Origin of the sequence: Trujillonella endophytica (genome assembly GCF_900110555.1) — a bacterium.
Lineage (GTDB): Bacteria > Actinomycetota > Actinomycetes > Mycobacteriales > Geodermatophilaceae > Trujillonella > Trujillonella endophytica.
Window position 1 is genome coordinate 87,412 of record NZ_FOEE01000004.1, and the last position, 17,050, is coordinate 104,461.

At 76.1% G+C, this 17,050-nt stretch carries 20 protein-coding genes; 11 read left to right on the top strand and 9 right to left on the bottom strand.

Going from position 1 to position 17,050, the window contains the following annotated elements; translation table 11 throughout:
• The first annotated feature begins 8 nt into the window (after positions 1-8).
• Genes BMY88_RS07745 through BMY88_RS07755 form a run of 3 tightly spaced genes read left to right on the top strand, consistent with a single transcriptional unit; the run spans position 9 to position 1,275 of the window.
• Positions 9-485: a methylated-DNA--[protein]-cysteine S-methyltransferase gene (locus BMY88_RS07745; protein WP_091941869.1), complete on the top strand. Its 477-nt coding sequence runs from the start codon at positions 9-11 to the stop codon at positions 483-485.
• A 47-nt stretch (positions 486-532) separates the two neighbouring features.
• Positions 533-760 carry a hypothetical protein gene (locus BMY88_RS07750; RefSeq protein ID WP_091941871.1) on the top strand — a complete coding sequence of 76 codons (228 nt, stop codon included), beginning with the start codon at positions 533-535 and terminating at the stop codon, positions 758-760.
• A gap of 14 nt (positions 761-774) precedes the next feature.
• Positions 775-1,275, top strand: a complete 501-nt coding sequence (locus BMY88_RS07755) for a Clp protease N-terminal domain-containing protein (protein WP_091942347.1) — start codon at positions 775-777, stop codon at positions 1,273-1,275.
• 2 nt (positions 1,276-1,277) lie between these two features.
• Here the strand turns inward: BMY88_RS07755 and BMY88_RS07760 are convergent, their stop codons facing one another.
• The 3 genes from BMY88_RS07760 to BMY88_RS07770 are packed head-to-tail and all read right to left on the bottom strand — an operon-like array spanning position 1,278 to position 2,820.
• Positions 1,278-1,592: an AzlD domain-containing protein gene (locus BMY88_RS07760; RefSeq protein WP_091941873.1), complete on the bottom strand. Its 315-nt coding sequence runs from the start codon at positions 1,590-1,592 to the stop codon at positions 1,278-1,280.
• Entirely contained in the window at positions 1,589-2,284 is a 696-nt protein-coding gene (locus BMY88_RS07765; RefSeq protein ID WP_091941875.1) for an AzlC family ABC transporter permease, read from the bottom strand. Before BMY88_RS07765 ends, BMY88_RS07760 begins: the two co-directional genes overlap by 4 nt.
• A gap of 11 nt (positions 2,285-2,295) precedes the next feature.
• On the bottom strand, positions 2,296-2,820 hold the full coding sequence (locus BMY88_RS07770) for an SRPBCC family protein (protein ID WP_091941877.1): 525 nt from the start codon (positions 2,818-2,820) through the stop codon (positions 2,296-2,298).
• A gap of 154 nt (positions 2,821-2,974) precedes the next feature.
• Between BMY88_RS07770 and BMY88_RS07775 the strand changes: the two genes are divergently transcribed.
• Entirely contained in the window at positions 2,975-4,126 is a 1,152-nt protein-coding gene (locus tag BMY88_RS07775; protein ID WP_091941879.1) for an Mrp/NBP35 family ATP-binding protein, read from the top strand.
• A 156-nt stretch (positions 4,127-4,282) separates the two neighbouring features.
• Here BMY88_RS07775 and BMY88_RS07780 read toward each other — a convergent pair whose 3' ends face one another.
• The 4 genes from BMY88_RS07780 to sigE all read right to left on the bottom strand — a co-directional run bounded on the left by BMY88_RS07780 (position 4,283) and on the right by sigE (position 7,551).
• Complete coding sequence (locus tag BMY88_RS07780) at positions 4,283-4,690, bottom strand: twin-arginine translocase TatA/TatE family subunit (RefSeq protein WP_091941881.1); 408 nt, start codon at positions 4,688-4,690, stop codon at positions 4,283-4,285.
• A 3-nt stretch (positions 4,691-4,693) separates the two neighbouring features.
• A complete protein-coding gene (locus BMY88_RS07785; protein WP_244524526.1) occupies positions 4,694-6,154 on the bottom strand; it encodes a S1C family serine protease in 1,461 nt (486 codons plus the stop codon).
• 207 nt (positions 6,155-6,361) lie between these two features.
• On the bottom strand, positions 6,362-6,961 hold the full coding sequence (locus BMY88_RS07790; protein ID WP_244524527.1) for an anti-sigma factor family protein: 600 nt from the start codon (positions 6,959-6,961) through the stop codon (positions 6,362-6,364).
• The gene (gene sigE / locus BMY88_RS07795) at positions 6,958-7,551 is read right to left on the bottom strand and encodes an RNA polymerase sigma factor SigE (RefSeq protein ID WP_091941885.1); all 594 of its coding nucleotides are present in this window, start codon (positions 7,549-7,551) and stop codon (positions 6,958-6,960) included. The genes BMY88_RS07790 and sigE overlap by 4 nt, the downstream gene beginning before the upstream one ends.
• Before the next feature lie 202 nt (positions 7,552-7,753).
• Here sigE and BMY88_RS07800 point away from each other — a divergent pair, with 202 nt between their 5' ends.
• Positions 7,754-8,434: an O-methyltransferase gene (locus tag BMY88_RS07800; protein WP_091941887.1), complete on the top strand. Its 681-nt coding sequence runs from the start codon at positions 7,754-7,756 to the stop codon at positions 8,432-8,434.
• A gap of 3 nt (positions 8,435-8,437) precedes the next feature.
• Here the strand turns inward: BMY88_RS07800 and BMY88_RS07805 are convergent, their stop codons facing one another.
• Both BMY88_RS07805 and glgC read right to left on the bottom strand, forming a co-directional pair.
• Positions 8,438-8,941 carry a 2'-5' RNA ligase family protein gene (locus tag BMY88_RS07805; protein WP_091942349.1) on the bottom strand — a complete coding sequence of 168 codons (504 nt, stop codon included), beginning with the start codon at positions 8,939-8,941 and terminating at the stop codon, positions 8,438-8,440.
• Positions 8,942-9,011: 70 nt separating this feature from the next.
• Positions 9,012-10,232, bottom strand: coding sequence for a glucose-1-phosphate adenylyltransferase (gene glgC / locus BMY88_RS07810; RefSeq protein WP_091941889.1), 1,221 nt, complete (start codon positions 10,230-10,232; stop codon positions 9,012-9,014).
• A 144-nt stretch (positions 10,233-10,376) separates the two neighbouring features.
• Between glgC and glgA the strand changes: the two genes are divergently transcribed.
• From glgA to BMY88_RS07840, 6 genes are all read left to right on the top strand, one after another.
• Positions 10,377-11,540 (top strand): glycogen synthase, encoded by a 1,164-nt coding sequence (gene glgA / locus BMY88_RS07815; RefSeq protein WP_091941891.1) that lies wholly within the window; start codon positions 10,377-10,379, stop codon positions 11,538-11,540.
• 240 nt (positions 11,541-11,780) lie between these two features.
• Complete coding sequence (locus tag BMY88_RS07820) at positions 11,781-12,728, top strand: ABC transporter substrate-binding protein (RefSeq protein ID WP_244524528.1); 948 nt, start codon at positions 11,781-11,783, stop codon at positions 12,726-12,728.
• 10 nt (positions 12,729-12,738) lie between these two features.
• Positions 12,739-13,833: a FecCD family ABC transporter permease gene (locus BMY88_RS07825; protein WP_091941894.1), complete on the top strand. Its 1,095-nt coding sequence runs from the start codon at positions 12,739-12,741 to the stop codon at positions 13,831-13,833.
• The gene (locus BMY88_RS07830) at positions 13,830-14,648 is read left to right on the top strand and encodes an ABC transporter ATP-binding protein (RefSeq protein ID WP_091941896.1); all 819 of its coding nucleotides are present in this window, start codon (positions 13,830-13,832) and stop codon (positions 14,646-14,648) included. Before BMY88_RS07825 ends, BMY88_RS07830 begins: the two co-directional genes overlap by 4 nt.
• Before the next feature lie 59 nt (positions 14,649-14,707).
• On the top strand, positions 14,708-15,916 hold the full coding sequence (locus BMY88_RS07835) for a PP2C family protein-serine/threonine phosphatase (RefSeq protein WP_091941898.1): 1,209 nt from the start codon (positions 14,708-14,710) through the stop codon (positions 15,914-15,916).
• Positions 15,913-17,022: a hypothetical protein gene (locus tag BMY88_RS07840; RefSeq protein WP_091941900.1), complete on the top strand. Its 1,110-nt coding sequence runs from the start codon at positions 15,913-15,915 to the stop codon at positions 17,020-17,022. The genes BMY88_RS07835 and BMY88_RS07840 overlap by 4 nt, the downstream gene beginning before the upstream one ends.
• Positions 17,023-17,050 lie beyond the last annotated feature (28 nt).

Sequence of the window (17,050 nt, forward strand, 5' to 3'; positions counted from 1 at the left end):
TGCCGGGCATGCGCGCGCACTCCGTGCTGCCCTCGCCGGTCGGTCCGCTGACCGTCGTCGCCGACGACGGCGTCCTCGTCCGGCTGTACCTCGACCCGCCCGGTCCCGAGGCCGCCCTGGGGCCGCGGGACGACGCCGCGCTGGCGCCCGTGTCCGCCCAGCTCGGCGAGTACTTCCGCGGCGAGCGCGAGGCGTTCGACGTGCCGCTGCGGCCGGTCGGCAGTGCCTTCGAGCGGGCGGTGTGGGCGCAGCTGAGCGCGATCCCCTACGGCGAGACCCGCTCGTACGGGCAGGTGGCGCGCGCGGTCGGCGAGCCGGGCGGGGCCCAGGCGGTCGGGCTGGCGTGCGGGCGCAACCCGCTGGCGGTCGTCGTCCCCTGCCACCGGGTGGTCGGGGCGGACGGCGCCCTGGTCGGCTTCGGCGGCGGCCTGCCCCGCAAGCGGTTCCTGCTCGACCTCGAGCAGCGCGAGGCCCGGCTCTTCTAGCGTCCCATCAACCGTTGTTGACGGAATCCGGTCATCAACGTAGGTTGATGGACGTGGTCGACCTCCCGCCCGTGCCCGACGCGGACGACCCCGAGGCGGCACTCGCCGCCGTCGTGGCGCTCCGCCGGCTGGCGACGCGGCTGGAGGTCGAGGCGGTGACCGAGGCCGTCGACCGGGGCTGGACGTGGGCCCAGGTCGGAGAGGCGCTCGGGATCAGCGCACAGGCCGCACACAAGAAGCTGGCTGCCGAGGTCCGCGCACGGCGCGGACGGTGATGGAGGAGACGACGATGGGTCTGGTCCGCGCGATCCGGGACATCCGCACGATCAAGCGCCTGCTGACCGGCGCGGAGGCCGAGGCGCGCAGCGCCGGGGAGGCGGTACCCGGCCCCGAGCACCTGCTGCTGTCGGCCGCCGCGCTGCCCGACGGCTCGGCCGCGCGCGCCCTCGCGCGGCTGGGCACCGATGCCGCCGCCCTGCGCTCCGCCGTGGCCGCGACCCACGCGGAGGCCCTGACCGACCTCGGCCTGGAGGCGGGCACGGCTCCCGCACCCGCCCTCGCCACCCCCGCCGCGGGGCCGATGCGGACCAGCCCGCAGGCGCAGCAGGTATTCCAGCGGGCCGTGGAGCTCTCCAAGCGCGCGTCACCGGCGGGGCTGCGCGGTGTCCACGTGCTCGCGGCGGTCGGCGAGCTGGAGCGCGGCACCGCGGTCCGCGCGCTGCGCCGGCTCGGGGTGGAACCCGGGCAGGTGACGGCGGCGGCGCGCGCCGAGGAGGACGTCCTCGCCTGAGCTCACGCCAGGACGTGCACCAGCGCGCCCGTTCCCCCGGCCAGCACGAGGACGACGATGAAGGGCGCCCGCAGCGCGAGGGCCAGGGCGGCGACGGCCAGCCCGGCGAGCCGGCCGTCGACCACCAGCTCGCCGTCCGCGGTGCCCGCCTGCACGGCGACCAGGGCGGCCAGCAGCGCCGCCGGCACGAAGTCGACGACCCGGGCCACCCACGGCTGCTCCACCCAGCGGGCCGGTACCGAGAGCCCGGCCAGCTTCAGCAGGTAGCAGCCGAGGGAGGCGCCGAGCACCAGCGTCCAGAGCGTGCCATCGCTCACGCGGCGCCCTCCCGCCGGCGGGGCGGGCCGGCCAGCGCCACGGCGACCACCGCCGCGATCACCTGCACCCCGGGCGCCACGACCGGCGTCAGGAGGAGGGCGACGACCGCCCCGCCGAACGCCACCCGGCGCTGCACCGCCGCTTCCGGGAACCCGCGCAGCAACCGCGGCCACAGGAGCGCGAGGAAGGCGGCCGGGACGACGGCGTCCAGCGCCGCCTGCGCGGTCTCCCCCAGCGCCGCCGAGCCCAGGGCCCCGACGACCGTGGTCGCGTTCCACAGCAGGTAGACGCTCGCGCCGGTGGCGAGGAAGCCGACGCGGGCGAGCCTGCGCTCGGGCGCGGCCACGGCCATCGCCGTCGTCTCGTCGATGACCCAGTGCGCGCTGGCCGCCCGGGACAGCACGCCCCGGGGACGCAGCAGCGGCACGAGCCGCACGCCGTACACGGTGTTCCGGGTGCCCAGCAGCAGGGCGCTGCCCGCGGCGGCCAGCGCACTGCCGCCCGCGCCCAGGACGCCGACCAGCGCGAACTGCGAGGCCCCGGTGAACATCAGCATCGACAGGGCCGTCGCCTGCCAGACGTCCAGCCCCGCGGCGGCGGCCGCCGCACCGAACGCCACGCCGTACAGCCCGACGGCGACGCCCAGCCCGATGGCGTCGCGCAGGACGGCGGTGCGGGCGGCGTCGGACACGCCTGCCGAGGCTAGGCGGCGCGGGACCGCCGCCGCCGGACGGTGCGGTCGAGGATGCCGAGGGTGGCCTTCAGCGCGCTCTCCGGCACGATCGGCATCGCCACGAACGGCCGCAGGTCCTCGCGCAGGTTCGACCAGTCGCAGTAGGACGTCACCCGGGTGCCGCCCTCGGCCGGCTCGAGCCGGTAGCCGTACACGTGGCCCAGCGGGGGGTCGATGAGCGCCCCCTCGATCGCCCAGGCGATCGCGCGGTCCGGCTCGTAGACGGTGATGGCGACCTCGATGTCGTACCGGCCCAGCGGCATGTCACCGAGCGCCTCGCGGTCCATGTGCACCACGAAGCGGTCGCCGACAGCGGTCACCGGCTCGCCCTCGGCATCCATGAGCATCCCGGAGGCGTCGATGTCGACGTGTCCCTGCGGGTCCCGGAGGACGGCGAACACCTCGGCCGGGGAGGCGGGGACGACGCGGCTGACCTCGATCCGTTCGGCGTCGGCGGGGACCTCGGCGGCTGCGGACCGGCTGGGATCGCTCATGCGGGGAGCCTCGCACGCGGTGCGCAGCAGATCACCCCGACGGCGGACGGCTCGTGCCGCGCACCGCCGTACAGTGGCCGCAGACCCGTGTGCGCAGGTCGCGCCGAGGCCGGAGGCCGGAACGGGTGCCCCGTCGAAGGAGACACACATCCCGATGTCCGACACCCTGACCGGCCAGCCGGCGCTCGATGCAATCAACGCCGCCCTGGCCACCGTCCAGGACCCGGAGATCAACCGGCCCCTCACCGAGCTCGGCATGGTCAAGGACGTCCAGATCGGCGCCGACGGCTCCGTCCGCGTCGACGTCTACCTGACCGTCGCCGGCTGCCCGATGCGGGAGACCATCACCAGCCGGGTGACCCAGGCCGTGGGCGCCGTCGCCGGCGTGACCTCGGTCCGGGTCGAGCTCGACGTCATGAACGACGAGCAGCGCGCCGAGCTGCGCAAGACAGTGCGCGGCAGCGACACCGCCGACCCGGTCATCCCGTTCGCCCAGCCGGGCTCGCTGACCCGCGTCTACGCGGTCGCGTCGGGCAAGGGCGGCGTCGGCAAGTCCAGCGTCACCGTCAACCTGGCCGCGGCACTGGCCAAGCGGGGCCTGTCGGTGGGCGTCGTGGACGCCGACATCTACGGCCACTCCGTGCCGCGCATGCTGGGCGTCGACGACAAGCCCACCCAGGTCGACAACATGATCATGCCGCCGCAGTCCTACGGCGTGAAGGTCATCTCCATCGGCATGTTCACCCCGGGCAACACCCCGGTCGTGTGGCGCGGGCCGATGCTGCACCGGGCGCTGCAGCAGTTCCTCGCCGACGTGTGGTGGGGCGACCTCGACGTCCTGCTCATGGACCTGCCGCCGGGCACCGGCGACGTCGCGATCTCGGTGGCACAGCTGGTGCCCAACGCCGAGATCCTCGTGGTGACGACGCCGCAGCTGGCCGCCGCCGAGGTGGCCGAGCGGGCCGGCGCCATCGCGACGCAGACCCACCAGCAGGTGGTGGGCGTCGTGGAGAACATGTCGTGGCTGGAGCTGCCCGACGGCTCCCGCATGGAGGTCTTCGGCGCCGGCGGCGGCGAGGCCGTCTCCGACGCGCTGACCCGCACGCTCGGCGCCCGCGTGCCGCTGCTGGGCCAGATCCCGCTGGACACCCGGCTGCGCGAGGCCGGCGACAACGGCGCGCCGATCGTGCTCGCCGAGCCCGAGTCCCCCGCGGCGCAGGCCCTGGAGAAGATCGCCGACGCGCTCGCCGTCCGCCAGCGCGGCCTGTCCGGCATGTCCCTGGGCCTGACCCCGGTCAAGCACTGAGCTGACGCATCGAGAGGTCGCGGTCCCGCCCGGGACCGCGGCCTCTCGCGCACTGCGGGTGTTCCTCGTGCGTTGCCGACGCTGCAGGACCCGCAACGCACGAGGAACACCCACAAGGCCTCGCCGGAACCGTGCCAGCGCGGCGCCGGCGTCAGGTCAGGTCGCGTCGAGGTCGAACGGCGGCGGGGTGCCCGCGTCGCGGGGGCGGACGGCGTCCTTCCGGAAGGTCACCGCGCCCGCCCCGGCGGTCTCGGCGGCCAGCCCGCCCGAGCCGTTGCCCCGCGCCGTGCCCCGGGCGACCGGCGGGCCGTCGTCGTCGGCGAGCAACTGGTCGCGGAGGAACGTCTTCGGGTGGTACTTGCGCAGGTCGAGGTCGCGCAGGCCGGCGAGGTCGTCGCCCAGCGACTCGTCGACCTGCGCCCGGACGCCGGTGATCGCGGTGCGCAGCCGCTTCAGCCCCGACGCGGCCTCCTTGGCCAGGTCCGGCAGCCGCTCCGGCCCGAAGATGAACAGCGCGGCCAGCGCGAGGACGACGATCTCTCCCCAGCCGATCGAGTCGAACACGGCTCAGGCCTCCCCGAGCGTCGCCTGGACCGTCGTGGACTCCTCGCCGCCGCGCACGTACTCGATGGTCACCGTGTCCCCCGGCGCGTGGACATCGACGGCCACCGCGAGCTCCTCCGAGCTGCCGACGCGCATGTCGTCGACGGCGATGATCACGTCCTGCTCGCGCAGGCCCGCCTCGGCCGCCGGCCCCTCGGGCTCGACGTTGACCACGAGGGCGCCGTCGCGCGTGCCGTCGGTGACGGACCGGGCGTTGACGCCGAGGGTGGCGTGCACGGCCTCCCCGTTGGCGATCAGCTGCTCGGCGATGAAGCGAGCCCGGTCGATCGGGATCGCGAAGCCCAGCCCGACGCTGCCGCCGCCGAGCGAGGCGATGGCGGTGTTGATGCCGATGACCGCGCCGGTCGCGTCGACCAGGGCACCGCCGGAATTGCCGGGGTTGATCGGCGCGTCGGTCTGCACCGCGCTGATGACGGCGTTGGTGTCGCTGCCCTCGCCGGACAGCCGCACGGGCCGGTCCAGCGCGCTGACGATGCCGGTCGTGACCGTGCCGGCCAGGCCCAGGGGCGAGCCGATGGCGATCACCGGGTCGCCGACGACGAGGTCGTCGACGCTGCCGAGCGAGGCCTCGAGCAGGCCGGGCTTCTCGACCTTGATGACGGCGATGTCGCTGGCCGGGTCGCGCCCGACGATCCGCGCCTCCGACCCGCTGCCGTCGGAGAAGACGGCGCGGATCTCGGCGTCGTCGTTGCCGTCGGCGCCGGAGATCACGTGGTTGTTGGTCATGATGTAGCCGAGGTCGCCGTCGACGACCACGCCGGAACCGGTGGCCCCGGCGTCGCCCAGGCGCACCTCGATGGAGACGACGGCGGGGGTGACCGCCGCGGCGATCTCGGCGACCGACCCCGGCTCGCGGACGACGCCCTCGTTCACCTCCGACAACTGCGTGTCGGCGTCGAGCAGCGGGGACTCGGCGGCCGTCCGCGTCAGCCAGTAGCCCAGCGCGCCCCCCAGCGCCCCGATGACCAGCACGGCCAGCAGCACCAGCGCGGAGATGCGGATCGACAGGTCGCGGAACCGCAGCTTCTTGCGGCCCTTGCCGTCGACGACGACCGGGCCTTCCTGCTCGGCCTCGTCGGGGTAGACGGCCGGACCGGTCAGCGCCGCGGGCGCGTGCGGGTCCCGCCACGGGTCGGTCCGCGCGTCGGACTTCCACCACGGGCCGGCCGAGGTGCGCCGCCGGCCGAGCCGCCCGCCGGGGGGCTCCTGGAGCCCGCGCCGGTCGGTGCCCGCGGGTGCGAAGGCCCGGAGCAGCGCCTCCGGCGGCGGGGGTGCGGCCGGGCGCGGTGGCAGGGTGGGGCCGCCGCCGGCGAAGGTGCCGCTGACCGCTGCCGGCCTGCCGAACGCCTGGCTCAGCGCCGGGCTCGCCTCGGGCCGGGCCGGCCCGGTGGAACGCGGCCGCACCGGGGGCGGGTCGAACCCGCCCGCGCGGCCTTCCGGCCGGGTGAAGGCCTCGTCGGGGGAGCCGTCGACGGGCCGGCGGTCGTCGCCCTCGGGGGACGGCGGGGTCTCGGGCAGCGGGTCCTCCCCCGGGGCGCGGGGCGGTCAGGAGCGGGGCGGTCAGGGACCGTCGGTCGTCACCAGTGTCTCAGTGCGCGGGCGCCGCGGGGATCAGGGCGCTCCGCCGGCCGCTCCGGCGCGGGCCAGGGCGGTCTGGGACCCGTCGGTCAGCGTGCGCACGACCGGCGGCACGACCTCGCTGCGCTCACCGGCGTGCGAGCCGGCGACCGGGGATCCCGGCGGATCGACCCGTTCGGCGGGGGCGGGCAGGCTCAGGGCGAGCGCGGTGACGCCGATGCCCAGGCCGGCCAGCGCGCCGGCCATGCTGCGACGCAGCCAGCGGGCCTGCCCGGGGCGCACGGCTGGGGCGGGGTACGGGTCGAGCGGGACCGACCAGGAGCCGGAGTCGTCGCGGAGGGTGAGCTGCCCCGGGCCGATGCTGAGCGCGCCCGGCCCGCCGGCCCCGGGGACGTCGGTGGTGAAGGGGATCGCCCGCAGCCGGCTGAGCAGGTCGCCGGGCACCGCGACGTCGGTCGCCCCGTGCAGCGCCTCCTTGGCCTCGCGCTGGGCCTGCACGGCCATCCGGCAGGAGACGCAGCCGGTGAGGTGCCGGGCGGCGCGGGCGGCGGGTCCACTGGCGAGTTCGCCGTCGACCAGCGCGGCGATGGCCTCCTGCGCCAGGTGGCTCTCGGGAAGGCCCATGCCGCTCATGCCGCGCCACCCTCGGCCGGAACCGGTCCGCGGCGCGGGGCGAGGTGGGCCAGGGACTGTCGCAGCTGCACCCGCCCGCGGTGGATGCGGCTGCGCACCGTGCCGAGCTTGATGCCCAGGGTGGCGGCGATCTCCTCGTAGGTGAGGCCCTCGATGTCGCACAGGACCACGGCGACGCGGAACTCCGGTGCCAGCGCATCCAGCGCCGCCTGCACCTGCGGGTCGAGGTGGGTGTCGGCGTAGACCTGCTCGGGACCGGGGGCGGTGCCGGGCAGCCGCTCGGTGTCGTCGGGGAGCGCGTCGAAGCGGATGCGCTGGCGGCGGCGGACCATGTCGAGGAAGAGGTTGGTCGTGATGCGGTGCAGCCAGCCCTCGAAGGTGCCCGGCGAGAAGTCGGCCAGGGACCGGAACACCCGGACGAAGGTCTCCTGCGTGAGGTCCTCGGCGTCCTGCGCGTTGCCCGACAGCCGGTAGGCCAGCCGGTACACGCGGGCGGAGTGGTCGCGGACGACCTGCTCCCACGTGGGTGCCACCCAGACCGCCGGCTCGGCGGCCTGCTCCTCGGGAACGGGCGGGGCGGACTCGGACACGGCACCAGGATCGCAGACCGCGGCCCCGTTCTCCTGCCCGGCAGCGGTGGATCCAGCCCCGACGGGGGGCTGATCGGTCGTTCGCGAGGTGCGCACGGAACGCACAACGACCCGGCACCGGGCGGGCGTTCCCGTTCACAGCGACTTCACAGGCCACGCCGCCCGTACGGCCGACGACCGCCGCCACTACCCTCGGCCGGTGATGAGCGCCCGGGGAGGGCCGCCGATCGGCGGCGAGGGCGGCGACCCCTCCGGCGGCGAGGCCGGCAGGGCCTACGCCGACCGCTTCGCCGACGAGACGCCCGCGCTGTCCGCCGCGCGCGCCCGGGCCGCGCAGCTCGACGGGCCTCCCCCGGTCACTCCTGCCGTCGGCGCGACGCTCGCCGTCCTGGCCGCCGGCGCGGGCGCGCGGGGCGTCGTGTCGGTCGGCAGCGGCGGCGGCGTCGGCGGGCTGTGGCTGCTGCAGGGCATGCGCGGCGACGGCGTCCTCACCTGCCTGGACTCCGACGCCGAGCAGCAGCTGGCCGCGCGACGGGCGTTCGCTGACGCGGGCCACCCGCAGGGCCGCACCCGGATGATCTTCGGCACACCGGGCGAGGTGCTCCCCCGGCTGTCGACCGGCGCCTACGACCTCGTGGTCTGCGCGACCTCGCCGACCGACTACGCCGACGAGCTGCCCGGACTGGTCGGGCTGCTCCGCCCGGGCGGGGTGCTGATCTGCCACGGCCTGCTCGAGGGCGGCCGGGTCGCCGACCGCTCCGTCCGGGACCCGGAGACCGTGGCCTGGCGCGACGTGGCCCGGCGGGTGCGCGAGGACGAGCGGCTCACCTCCGCCGTCCTGCCGGTCGGCGCCGGCCTGCTGGTGGCCAGCACCGCCCGCTGAGGATCAGCCGAAGGGGTGCTCGGCGACCGGCTCCCACGGCCCGCCGAGGTAGCGCCACAGGCCCAGCCCCCGCGCCGGCACCGTCCCCGGGACGAACGCCGCGGCGAGCTCGGCGTGCAGCGCCCGGGCGATGCCGGGGTCGACCTTGTTCTGCACGGTGACGTGCGGGGCGTGCCACTGACGGTCCTGCGGCGTCAGCCCGTCCGCCCACGCGTTGGCCAGCCCGGCGCGCAGGTCGTCCAGCTCGGCCGAGGCCAAAGCGTAGGCGACCCCGCGGCCGAGGAACCGCACGCCGGTCACCTCGACGTCGAACGGCGGGCGGGCGGCGGCCGCGGCCAGGTCGGCGTCCACGGCCGCCAGACGCTCGCCGGGCAGCGCGTGGAACAGGGTCACGTGCGCGGCGAGGTGGTTGCGCGCCGCCGGGAAGTGCGCGGCCCGCAGCCGGTCGAACCGCCGCTGCGCCTCCTCGCCCAGCAGCAGCGTGACGACCAGAGGTGCGGCATTCATCCCGACGCCCACTGCCCCCTGCGAGGGCCCGCCGCGAGCTCGCGCGTGGTGGGGGGCAGGGGGTCCCCCATCACAGCAGGGCGCGCGCGCCCTTGCCGAGCACGGTCACCCCGCCGGCGCTGACGTCGTAGCGCTCGCGGTCGGCGTCGAGGTCGACGCCGATCCGGGCCCACGGCGGCACGACCACGTTCTTGTCCAGGATCGCGCGGCGGACGTAGGCGCCCTCGCCGATCTGCACGCCGTCCATCAGCACGCTCTCCTCGACCCGGGCCCCCCGGTCGATCCGCACGCCGGGTGAGACGACGGAGTGGTGCACCGAGCCGCCGCCGATGATCGCCCCCGCGCTGACCATCGACTCCTCCGCGCGGCCGCCGAGGACGAACTTGGCCGGCGGCAGTTGCGGCGGGAGCGTGAGGATCGGCCAGCGGTCGTTGTAGAGGTTGAAGATCGGCGTCACCGACACCAGGTCCATGTGGGCGTCGAAGTAGCTGTCGATCGTCCCCACGTCGCGCCAGTAGCCGTGGTCGCGCTCGGTCGCGCCCGGGACGACGTTGGTGGAGAAGTCGTAGACCCACGCGTCGCCGGCCTCGGCCAGCATCGGCATGATCGACCCGCCCATGTCGTGCACCGAGTGCGGGTCCTCCGCGTCGGCCCGCAGCGCCTCGAGCAGGGCGTCGGTGCTGAACACGTAGTTCCCCATCGAGGCGAAGACCTCGTCGGGCGAGTCGGGCAGACCGGGCGGGTCCGCCGGCTTCTCCAGGAACTGCCGCACCTTGCCCTCGGCGTCGGCGTCGATGACCCCGAACCCGCCGGCCTCGCTGCGCGGCACCCGCAGCCCGGCGATGGTCACGCCCGCGCCGGTCTGCATGTGCTGGTCGATCATCTGCGCCGGGTCCATGCGGTAGACGTGGTCGGCGCCGAAGACGACGACGACGTCGGGCCGGGCGTCGTAGATCAGGTTGAGGCTCTGCAGGATCGCGTCGGCGCTGCCCAGGTACCAGCGCGGGCCCAGCCGCTGCTGGGCCGGGACGGGGGTCACGTAGTTGCCCAGCAACTGCGACATCCGCCAGGTCGTGGTGATGTGCCGGTCGAGGCTGTGGCTCTTGTACTGCGTGAGGACGGCGATCTGCCGGATGTCGCCGTTCACGAGGTTGGACAGCACGAAGTCGATGAGCCGGTAGTTGCCGCCGAAGGGCACCGCGGGCTTCGCCCGGTCCTGGGTCAGGGGCGCCAGGCGCTTGCCCTCGCCACCGGCCAGGACGATGCCGAGAACCCGAGGACCGCCGCGCATGCGGGCAACGTATCCGCTGGGCAGGCCGGTCAACCGCTCCCGCCCACCGGTACCGCTCCGGCGGGTGAAGAAGAACCTGCTCGCCGCCCACCCCTCGCAGGCTCGGGGCGGGGCACGACCTCGCCGTCCTCCTAAGCTTCGTCCGTGCGCATCGGCATCGTCACCCGCGAGTGGCCCCCGGACGTCTACGGCGGCGCCGGCGTGCACGTCGAACACCTCGTCGCGGCGCTGCGCTCGCTGCCCGCGGGTCCCGATCTCGACGTCCACTGCTTCGGGGCCGACCGCGGCGACGCCGTGGCCCACGCGGTGCCGGCCGGGCTCGCCGGGGCCAACGGCGCCCTCCAGGCCCTGGGTACCGACGTCGAGATCGCCGCCGCCCTGGACGGGGTCGACCTGGTGCACTCCCACACCTGGTACGCCAACGGCGCGGGGATGCTCGCCGCCCTGGTCCACGGGATCCCGCACGTGGTCACCGCGCACTCCCTGGAGCCGCGCCGGCCGTGGAAGGCCGAGCAGCTGGGCGGCGGCTACCGGCTCTCGTCCTGGGTGGAGCGCACCGCCTACGCCTCCGCCGACGCGGTGGTCGCGGTGAGCGCCGGCATGCGCGACGACGTCCTGGCCGTCTATCCGGAGCTGGACCCCGCGCGGGTGCACGTCGTCCACAACGGCGTCGACGCCGAGGCCTACCGGCCGGTGCCGGCGCCCGACGTCGTCCGCTCGCTGGGCGTGGACCCCGACCGGCCCTACGCGCTGTTCGTCGGGCGGATCACCCGGCAGAAGGGGCTGCTCCACCTGCTGGCCGCCGCCGACCGGCTGCCCGCCGACGCGGCTCTGGTGCTGTGCGCCGGGGCCCCGGACACCCCGGCGGAGCGCCAGCAGGTCGCCGAGGCCGTGGCCGCGCTCCAGGCCCGCCGCAGCGGCGTCGTCTGGATCGAGACGATGCTGCCCCGCGCACAACTGGTGCCGCTGATCACCGGGGCGACCGTGTTCGTCTGCCCGTCGGTGTACGAGCCGCTGGGCATCGTCAACCTGGAGGCGTCCGCCTGCGGCACCGCCGTCGTCGCCAGCGCGGTGGGCGGCATCCCCGAGGTCGTCGACGACGGCCGCACCGGGCTGCTGGTGCCCTACGACCCGGCCGACCCCGGCGCGTTCGAGGCGGGCCTGGCCGACCGCACCGCCGAGCTGCTGGCCGATCCGGCGCGGGCCGCGGCGATGGGGGCCACCGGCCGCGAGCGCGTGCTGTCGGAGTTCGGCTGGGCCGCCATCGCGCAGCAGACGGCGGCGGTCTACAGCTCCGTCCTCGGCTGACGGCGGCCGGCGCGGCGCGGCGGCGCTGGTACCGTCCCGTCCCGCCGGCCTCCGCGCCGGCGACGCTCCGGCAGCGAAGTCCGGTGAGAAACCGGCGCTGTCCCGCAACTGTGAGGGCCACCCCCGTGGCCCGAGCCAGATCGCCTGCCCCGCGTCATGTCCGCACCCTCGAGGCAAGGGTCGCGCGTCCGGGCGTGGGATCCCGGGGGGCGGCACCTGCCCCGCCGCTGGAGGCCTTCCTTGCCCCGCTCCCCCTTCCCCTCCCCGCGGCGCTCGCTCGCCCTGCTGCTGCCGGCCGCGCTCCTCGTGCTCACCGCGTGCGGCGAGGACTCCTCGGCCGACGACGACGGCGGATCCGCCTCCGGCGGCGACGGCAGCTTCCCGGTCACCGTGTCCAGCGACGCCGGCGAGATCACGCTCGACGACCGGCCGGAGGCGATCGTCTCGCTGTCGGCCACCGCCACCGAGATGCTCTTCGCCATCGGCGCCGACGACCAGGTGGTCGCCGTCGACGACACGTCGAACTTCCCGTCCGGGGTGCCGACGACGGACCTGTCGGCCTACACGCCCAACGCCGAGGCCATCGTCGGGTTCGCCCCCGACCTGGTCGTGCTCAGCGACGACATCAACGGCATCGTCGACGCGCTCGAGACCCTCGACGTGCCCGTCCTGATGCTGCCCGCCGTCGACGACCTCGAGGGCAGCTACGACCAGCTGCGACTGCTCGGCGAGGCCACCGGCAACGGCGACGGCGCCGACGACGTCGTGGCCGACATCCAGGAGCGGATCGACGCGGCGGTGGCCTCCGTGGACGGCGCCGGGGAGGGCCGGCGGGTCTACCACGAGCTGGACCCGAGCTTCTACAGCGCCGACAGCACCACCTTCATCGGCAGCGTCTACGCCCTGTTCGGCCTGGAGAACGTCGCCGACGGCGCGTCCGGCGACAACGACGGCTACCCGCAGCTGTCGGCCGAGTACGTCGTCGGCCAGGCGCCGGAGCTGATCGTCCTGGCCGACACGGTCTGCTGCGGGGAGTCCGCCGCGACCGTCGCGCAGCGGCCGGCCTTCGACACCGTCCCGGCGGTCCAGCAGGGCCGGATCCTGGAGGCCTCCGACGACGTCGCCTCCCGCTGGGGGCCGCGGATCGCCGAGTTCACCGAGTCCGTCGCCGCGGCGCTCGACGGCTGACCGCACCGGCATGGCGACGACGGTGAAGGGCACCCGGGACGGCGGGGCGACGGCGGGGGCTCCCGCCGGCCGCCGGTCCCCGGGCACCGTCGTCGTCGTCGGCGGCTCGGTGGCGGCGCTGCTGGCCGCCGTCCTGGCCGGGATCTGGGTCGGCGCCCTGCCCCTCCCCCCGGGCGCGGTCCTCGCCACCCTGGCCGACCGGGCGCTGTCGCCGCTGGGCATCGACGTGCCCGGCGGCCTGACCGGCACGGAGGCGGCGGTGCTGCTGGAGCTGCGCCTGCCCCGGGTGGTGCTGGCCGCCCTGGTGGGCGCCGGGCTGGCGATCGCCGGCGGCTCCTACCAGGGCGTGTTCCGCAACCCGCTGGCCGACCCGTACCTGCTGGGCGCCGCCGCGGGGGCGGGGCTGGGCGCGACGCTGGTCATCGCGTACGCGCCCGGGGTGACGGTGGCGGGGGTCGGCGTCGTCCCGCTGGCGGCGTTCGCCGGCGCGCTGGCGGGGGTCGGCGGGGCGCTCGCCCTCGGCGCGGCCGCCGGGTCCAACAACGCCACCCTGCTGCTGGCCGGCGTCGCGGTGGCCGCCTTCCTGGCGGCGGCGCAGACGCTGGTCCAGCAGCAGAACTCCGAGGACCTGCAGAAGGTCTACGGCTGGCTCCTCGGGCAGCTCGGCAGCGCGCAGTGGTCCGACATCCGGCTGGTCCTGCCCTACCTGGTGCTGGCGTCGGCGGTCCTGCTGCTCTGCGCCCGCCCGCTGGACGTCCTCGCCGTGGGCGACGACGAGGCCCGGTCGCTCGGGGTGCACCCGACCCGCGTGCGGCTGCTGGTCATCGCCGCGGCGTCGCTGGCCACCGCGTCGGCCGTGGCGGTCAGCGGCCTGATCGGCTTCGTCGGCCTCGTGGTGCCGCACATCGTGCGCCGCCTGGTCGGCGGCTCCCACGTGCGGCTGCTGCCGGTCTGCCTGGTCGGCGGCGGAGCGTTCCTCGTGCTGTCCGACGTGATCGCCCGCGTCGTCCTCGCCCCCGCCGAGCTCCCGCTGGGCGTGGTCACCGCGTTCATCGGCGCCCCCTTCTTCGCCGGGCTGCTCTGGGCCCGCGGGCGGCGGGGATGACGGGGGCAACAGGGGCGACGGGGGCGACGGCCCCCGGCGGGGCGCGGCTGGAGGTCCTCGGCCTCGGGGCCGCGCACGGCCGCACCGCGGTGCTGCACGACGTCCGGCTCACCGTCGACCCGGGCGGCTGGCTCGCGGTGATCGGGCCGAACGGATCGGGGAAGTCCACGCTGCTGCGCTCGGTGCTCGGCGCCCATCCGCACTCCGGGCAGGTCCGCCTCGACGGCGCCCCGCTGACCGGGACCGGGGTGCGCGCCCGGGCCCGCCAGGTCGCCTACGCCCCGCAGCAGCCGGTGCTGCCGGAGGGGCTGACCACCCGCGACTACGTCTCCCTCGGTCGCACCCCGCACCGGGCACTGCTGTCCGCGCCGCGCGCCGTGGACCGGCGGGTGGTCGCCGAGGTGATGGGCCGGCTGGAGCTCGACGGGCTGGCGGAGCGGCTGCTGACCACCCTCTCCGGCGGCGAGCAGCAGCGCGCGGTGCTCGCCCGGGCGCTGGCCCAGCAGCCGCGGGTGCTGCTGCTCGACGAGCCCACCGCGGCGCTGGATCTCGGGCACGCCCAGCAGGTGCTCGACCTCGTCGACTCGCTGCGCCGCCAGGACGGGATCACCGTGCTCAGCACCCTGCACGACCTCACGCTCGCCGGGCAGTACGCCGACCGGCTGGCGCTGCTGTCGGCCGGCCGGGTCGTGGCCGAGGGCCCGCCGGCCGACGTGCTCACCCCCGCGGCCCTGCAGCGCTACTACGGCGCCCGGGCGCACGTGGTGGCCGGCCCGCACGGACCCGCCGTGCTGCCGCTGCGCGGACCCGGCTGACGCCGTCCCGGCCGCTCCGACGCGCGGAGCCAGCGGGAGAGGTGACAGGCTCATCCGTCGTGAGCACACGACCGCCCGGCCCGGACGGCGATCCCGTGCGCTCGCTGCTGCACGTGTCGCACAACCTCCCGGCCGCGCGGCTGGGCACCGTCGTCGCCGAGCACGCCGCGGGCCTGGGCGCCCGCGAGGCCGTGGTCTACCTCGCCGACTACGCCCAGCACGTGCTGCTGCCGGTGCCCGGCGACGGGGTCCCGGACCGGCAGCCCGTGACCATCGACGGCTCGACGGCGGGCCGGGCCTTCCGCCGCGTGGTCCCGGTGCGCTCCGGCGGCGCGGAGGGGCCGGCCCGGCTCTGGATGCCGCTGCTGGACGGCGCCGAGCGGCTCGGCGTGCTGGAGCTGGTGCTGGACGCCGATGCCGGCGACGGCGTCGAGGAGGAGGCCCGGCCGTTCGCCTCGCTGGTCGCGGAGCTGGTCGTGACCCGGGACGCCTACAGCGACGCGTTCGCCCGCCTGCGCCGGCGCACGCCGCTGAGCCTGGCCGCGGAGATCCAGTGGGACCTGCTGCCGCCGCTCACCTACGCCAGCGACCGGGTCGTGATCACCGGGGCCCTCGAGCCGGCCTACGAGATCGGCGGCGACACGTTCGACTACGCCGCCAACGACCCGCTCGTCGACCTGATGGTGCTCGACGCGGTCGGCCACGGGCTGCCCGCGGCGCTGCTGGCCGGCGCCGCCGTCGGCGCCTACCGGCACGGCCGCCGCCGCGGCCTGGAGCTGCCCGAGATCGCTGCCGGGATGGACGCCGTCATCGCCGGGCAGTTCCCGGCCAGCCAGTTCGCCACCGCGGCGCTGGCCCGCCTCGACAAGCGCACCGGCCTGCTGCAGTGGGTGAACTGCGGGCATCCGGAACCGCTGATCGTCCGCGACGGCGCGCTGGTCCACCCGCCGTCCTGCCCGCCGGCCCGGCCGCTGGGCCTGCAGTCGGCCCCCGCCGAGCTCTGCACGACCCAGCTGCACCCCGGGGACCGGGTGGTGCTCTACACCGACGGCGTGGTCGAGGCGCGCTCGCCGTCCGGGGAGTTCTTCGGCGAGGAGCGGCTGGCCGACCTGGTCGTCCGGGCCCAGAGCGCCGGCGAGCCCCCGCCGGAGACCATGCGCCGCCTCATGGGGAGCGTGATGCAGCACCAGGCCGGCCAGCTCCAGGACGACGCGAGCATCGTCCTGGTCGAGTGGCGCACCGGAGCCGAGGACAGGCTGCGGCTGTGAGCGCACTCGGAGAGGACGAGGACGTCTCGAGCGAGGTCGCGGCGCCGCTGCCCGACGTCGTCGTCGGGCTGGTCGCGGCGCCCGGCGCGGCGGCCGAGCTGGCCGGCCGGCTGGCGCCCGAACTGGCGGCGGAGCTCGCCGCGCAGCACCCCGAGGTCCGCTGGGACGTCCGCGCCGTCGAGGACGGCCTGGTCCGCCCCCCGGCCGACGACGACGCCATCGTCGCGGCGACCCGCGCGCGGCTGCTCGCCGAGGACTGGGACCTCGCCGTGGCGCTGACCGACGTGCCGCTGGAGGTCTCCCGCCGGCCCGTCGTCGGCACGGCCAGCCCGCTGCACGGAGTCGCGCTGATCTCCCTGCCCGCTCTCGGCGCGGTGGGCCGCCACCGCCGGGCGCTGCACACCGCGGTCGACCTCGTCCGGGCGCTGGTCGGCACGGCCGACGGCGAGGTCGACGCCGGCGACCGGGCCGCGCTGGGCCGGCGGCTGCGGCAGCTGGCCGCGGACGACGACGGCTCCGACGGGCTGCTGTACACGGCGCGGGTGCTCAGCGGGAACCTCCGGCTGCTCGTCGGCATGGTGCGGGCCAACCAGCCGTGGCGGCTGGCGATCCGGCTCTCCCGGGCCCTCACCGCCGCCGTCGCCGCCGGGGTCTTCGCCCTGATCACCGCCGACGTCTGGCGGCTCGCGGACTCCTTCGGCGGAGTGCGGCTGACCGTCGTCGCGCTCGGCTCGGTGGTCGCCGTCGTGGTCACGCTGATCATCGGCGCGGAGCTGTGGGAGCGGCCCCGCGGCCGCCGGGCGCGCAAACAGGTGCTGCTGTTCAACGTGGCCACCGCGACCACCGTGGTGATCGGCGTGCTGTCGCTGTACGCCGTGCTCTTCCTGCTGGCCCTGGCCGGTGGGCTGCTGCTCGTCGTCGAGCCGCTGTTCGCCGAGGGGCTCGGGCACGACGCGCACCTGTCGGACTACCTGGAGCTGGCGTGGCTGGTCTGCTCGCTGGCCACCGTGGGCGGGGCGCTGGGTGCCGGGCTGGAGTCCGACGACGCCGTCCGCGAGGCGGCCTACACCCACCGTTCCGGCGGGGCGGGCGACGCCCCCGGTTGACCGGCGCCTGTGGCGGGCATCACCAGGG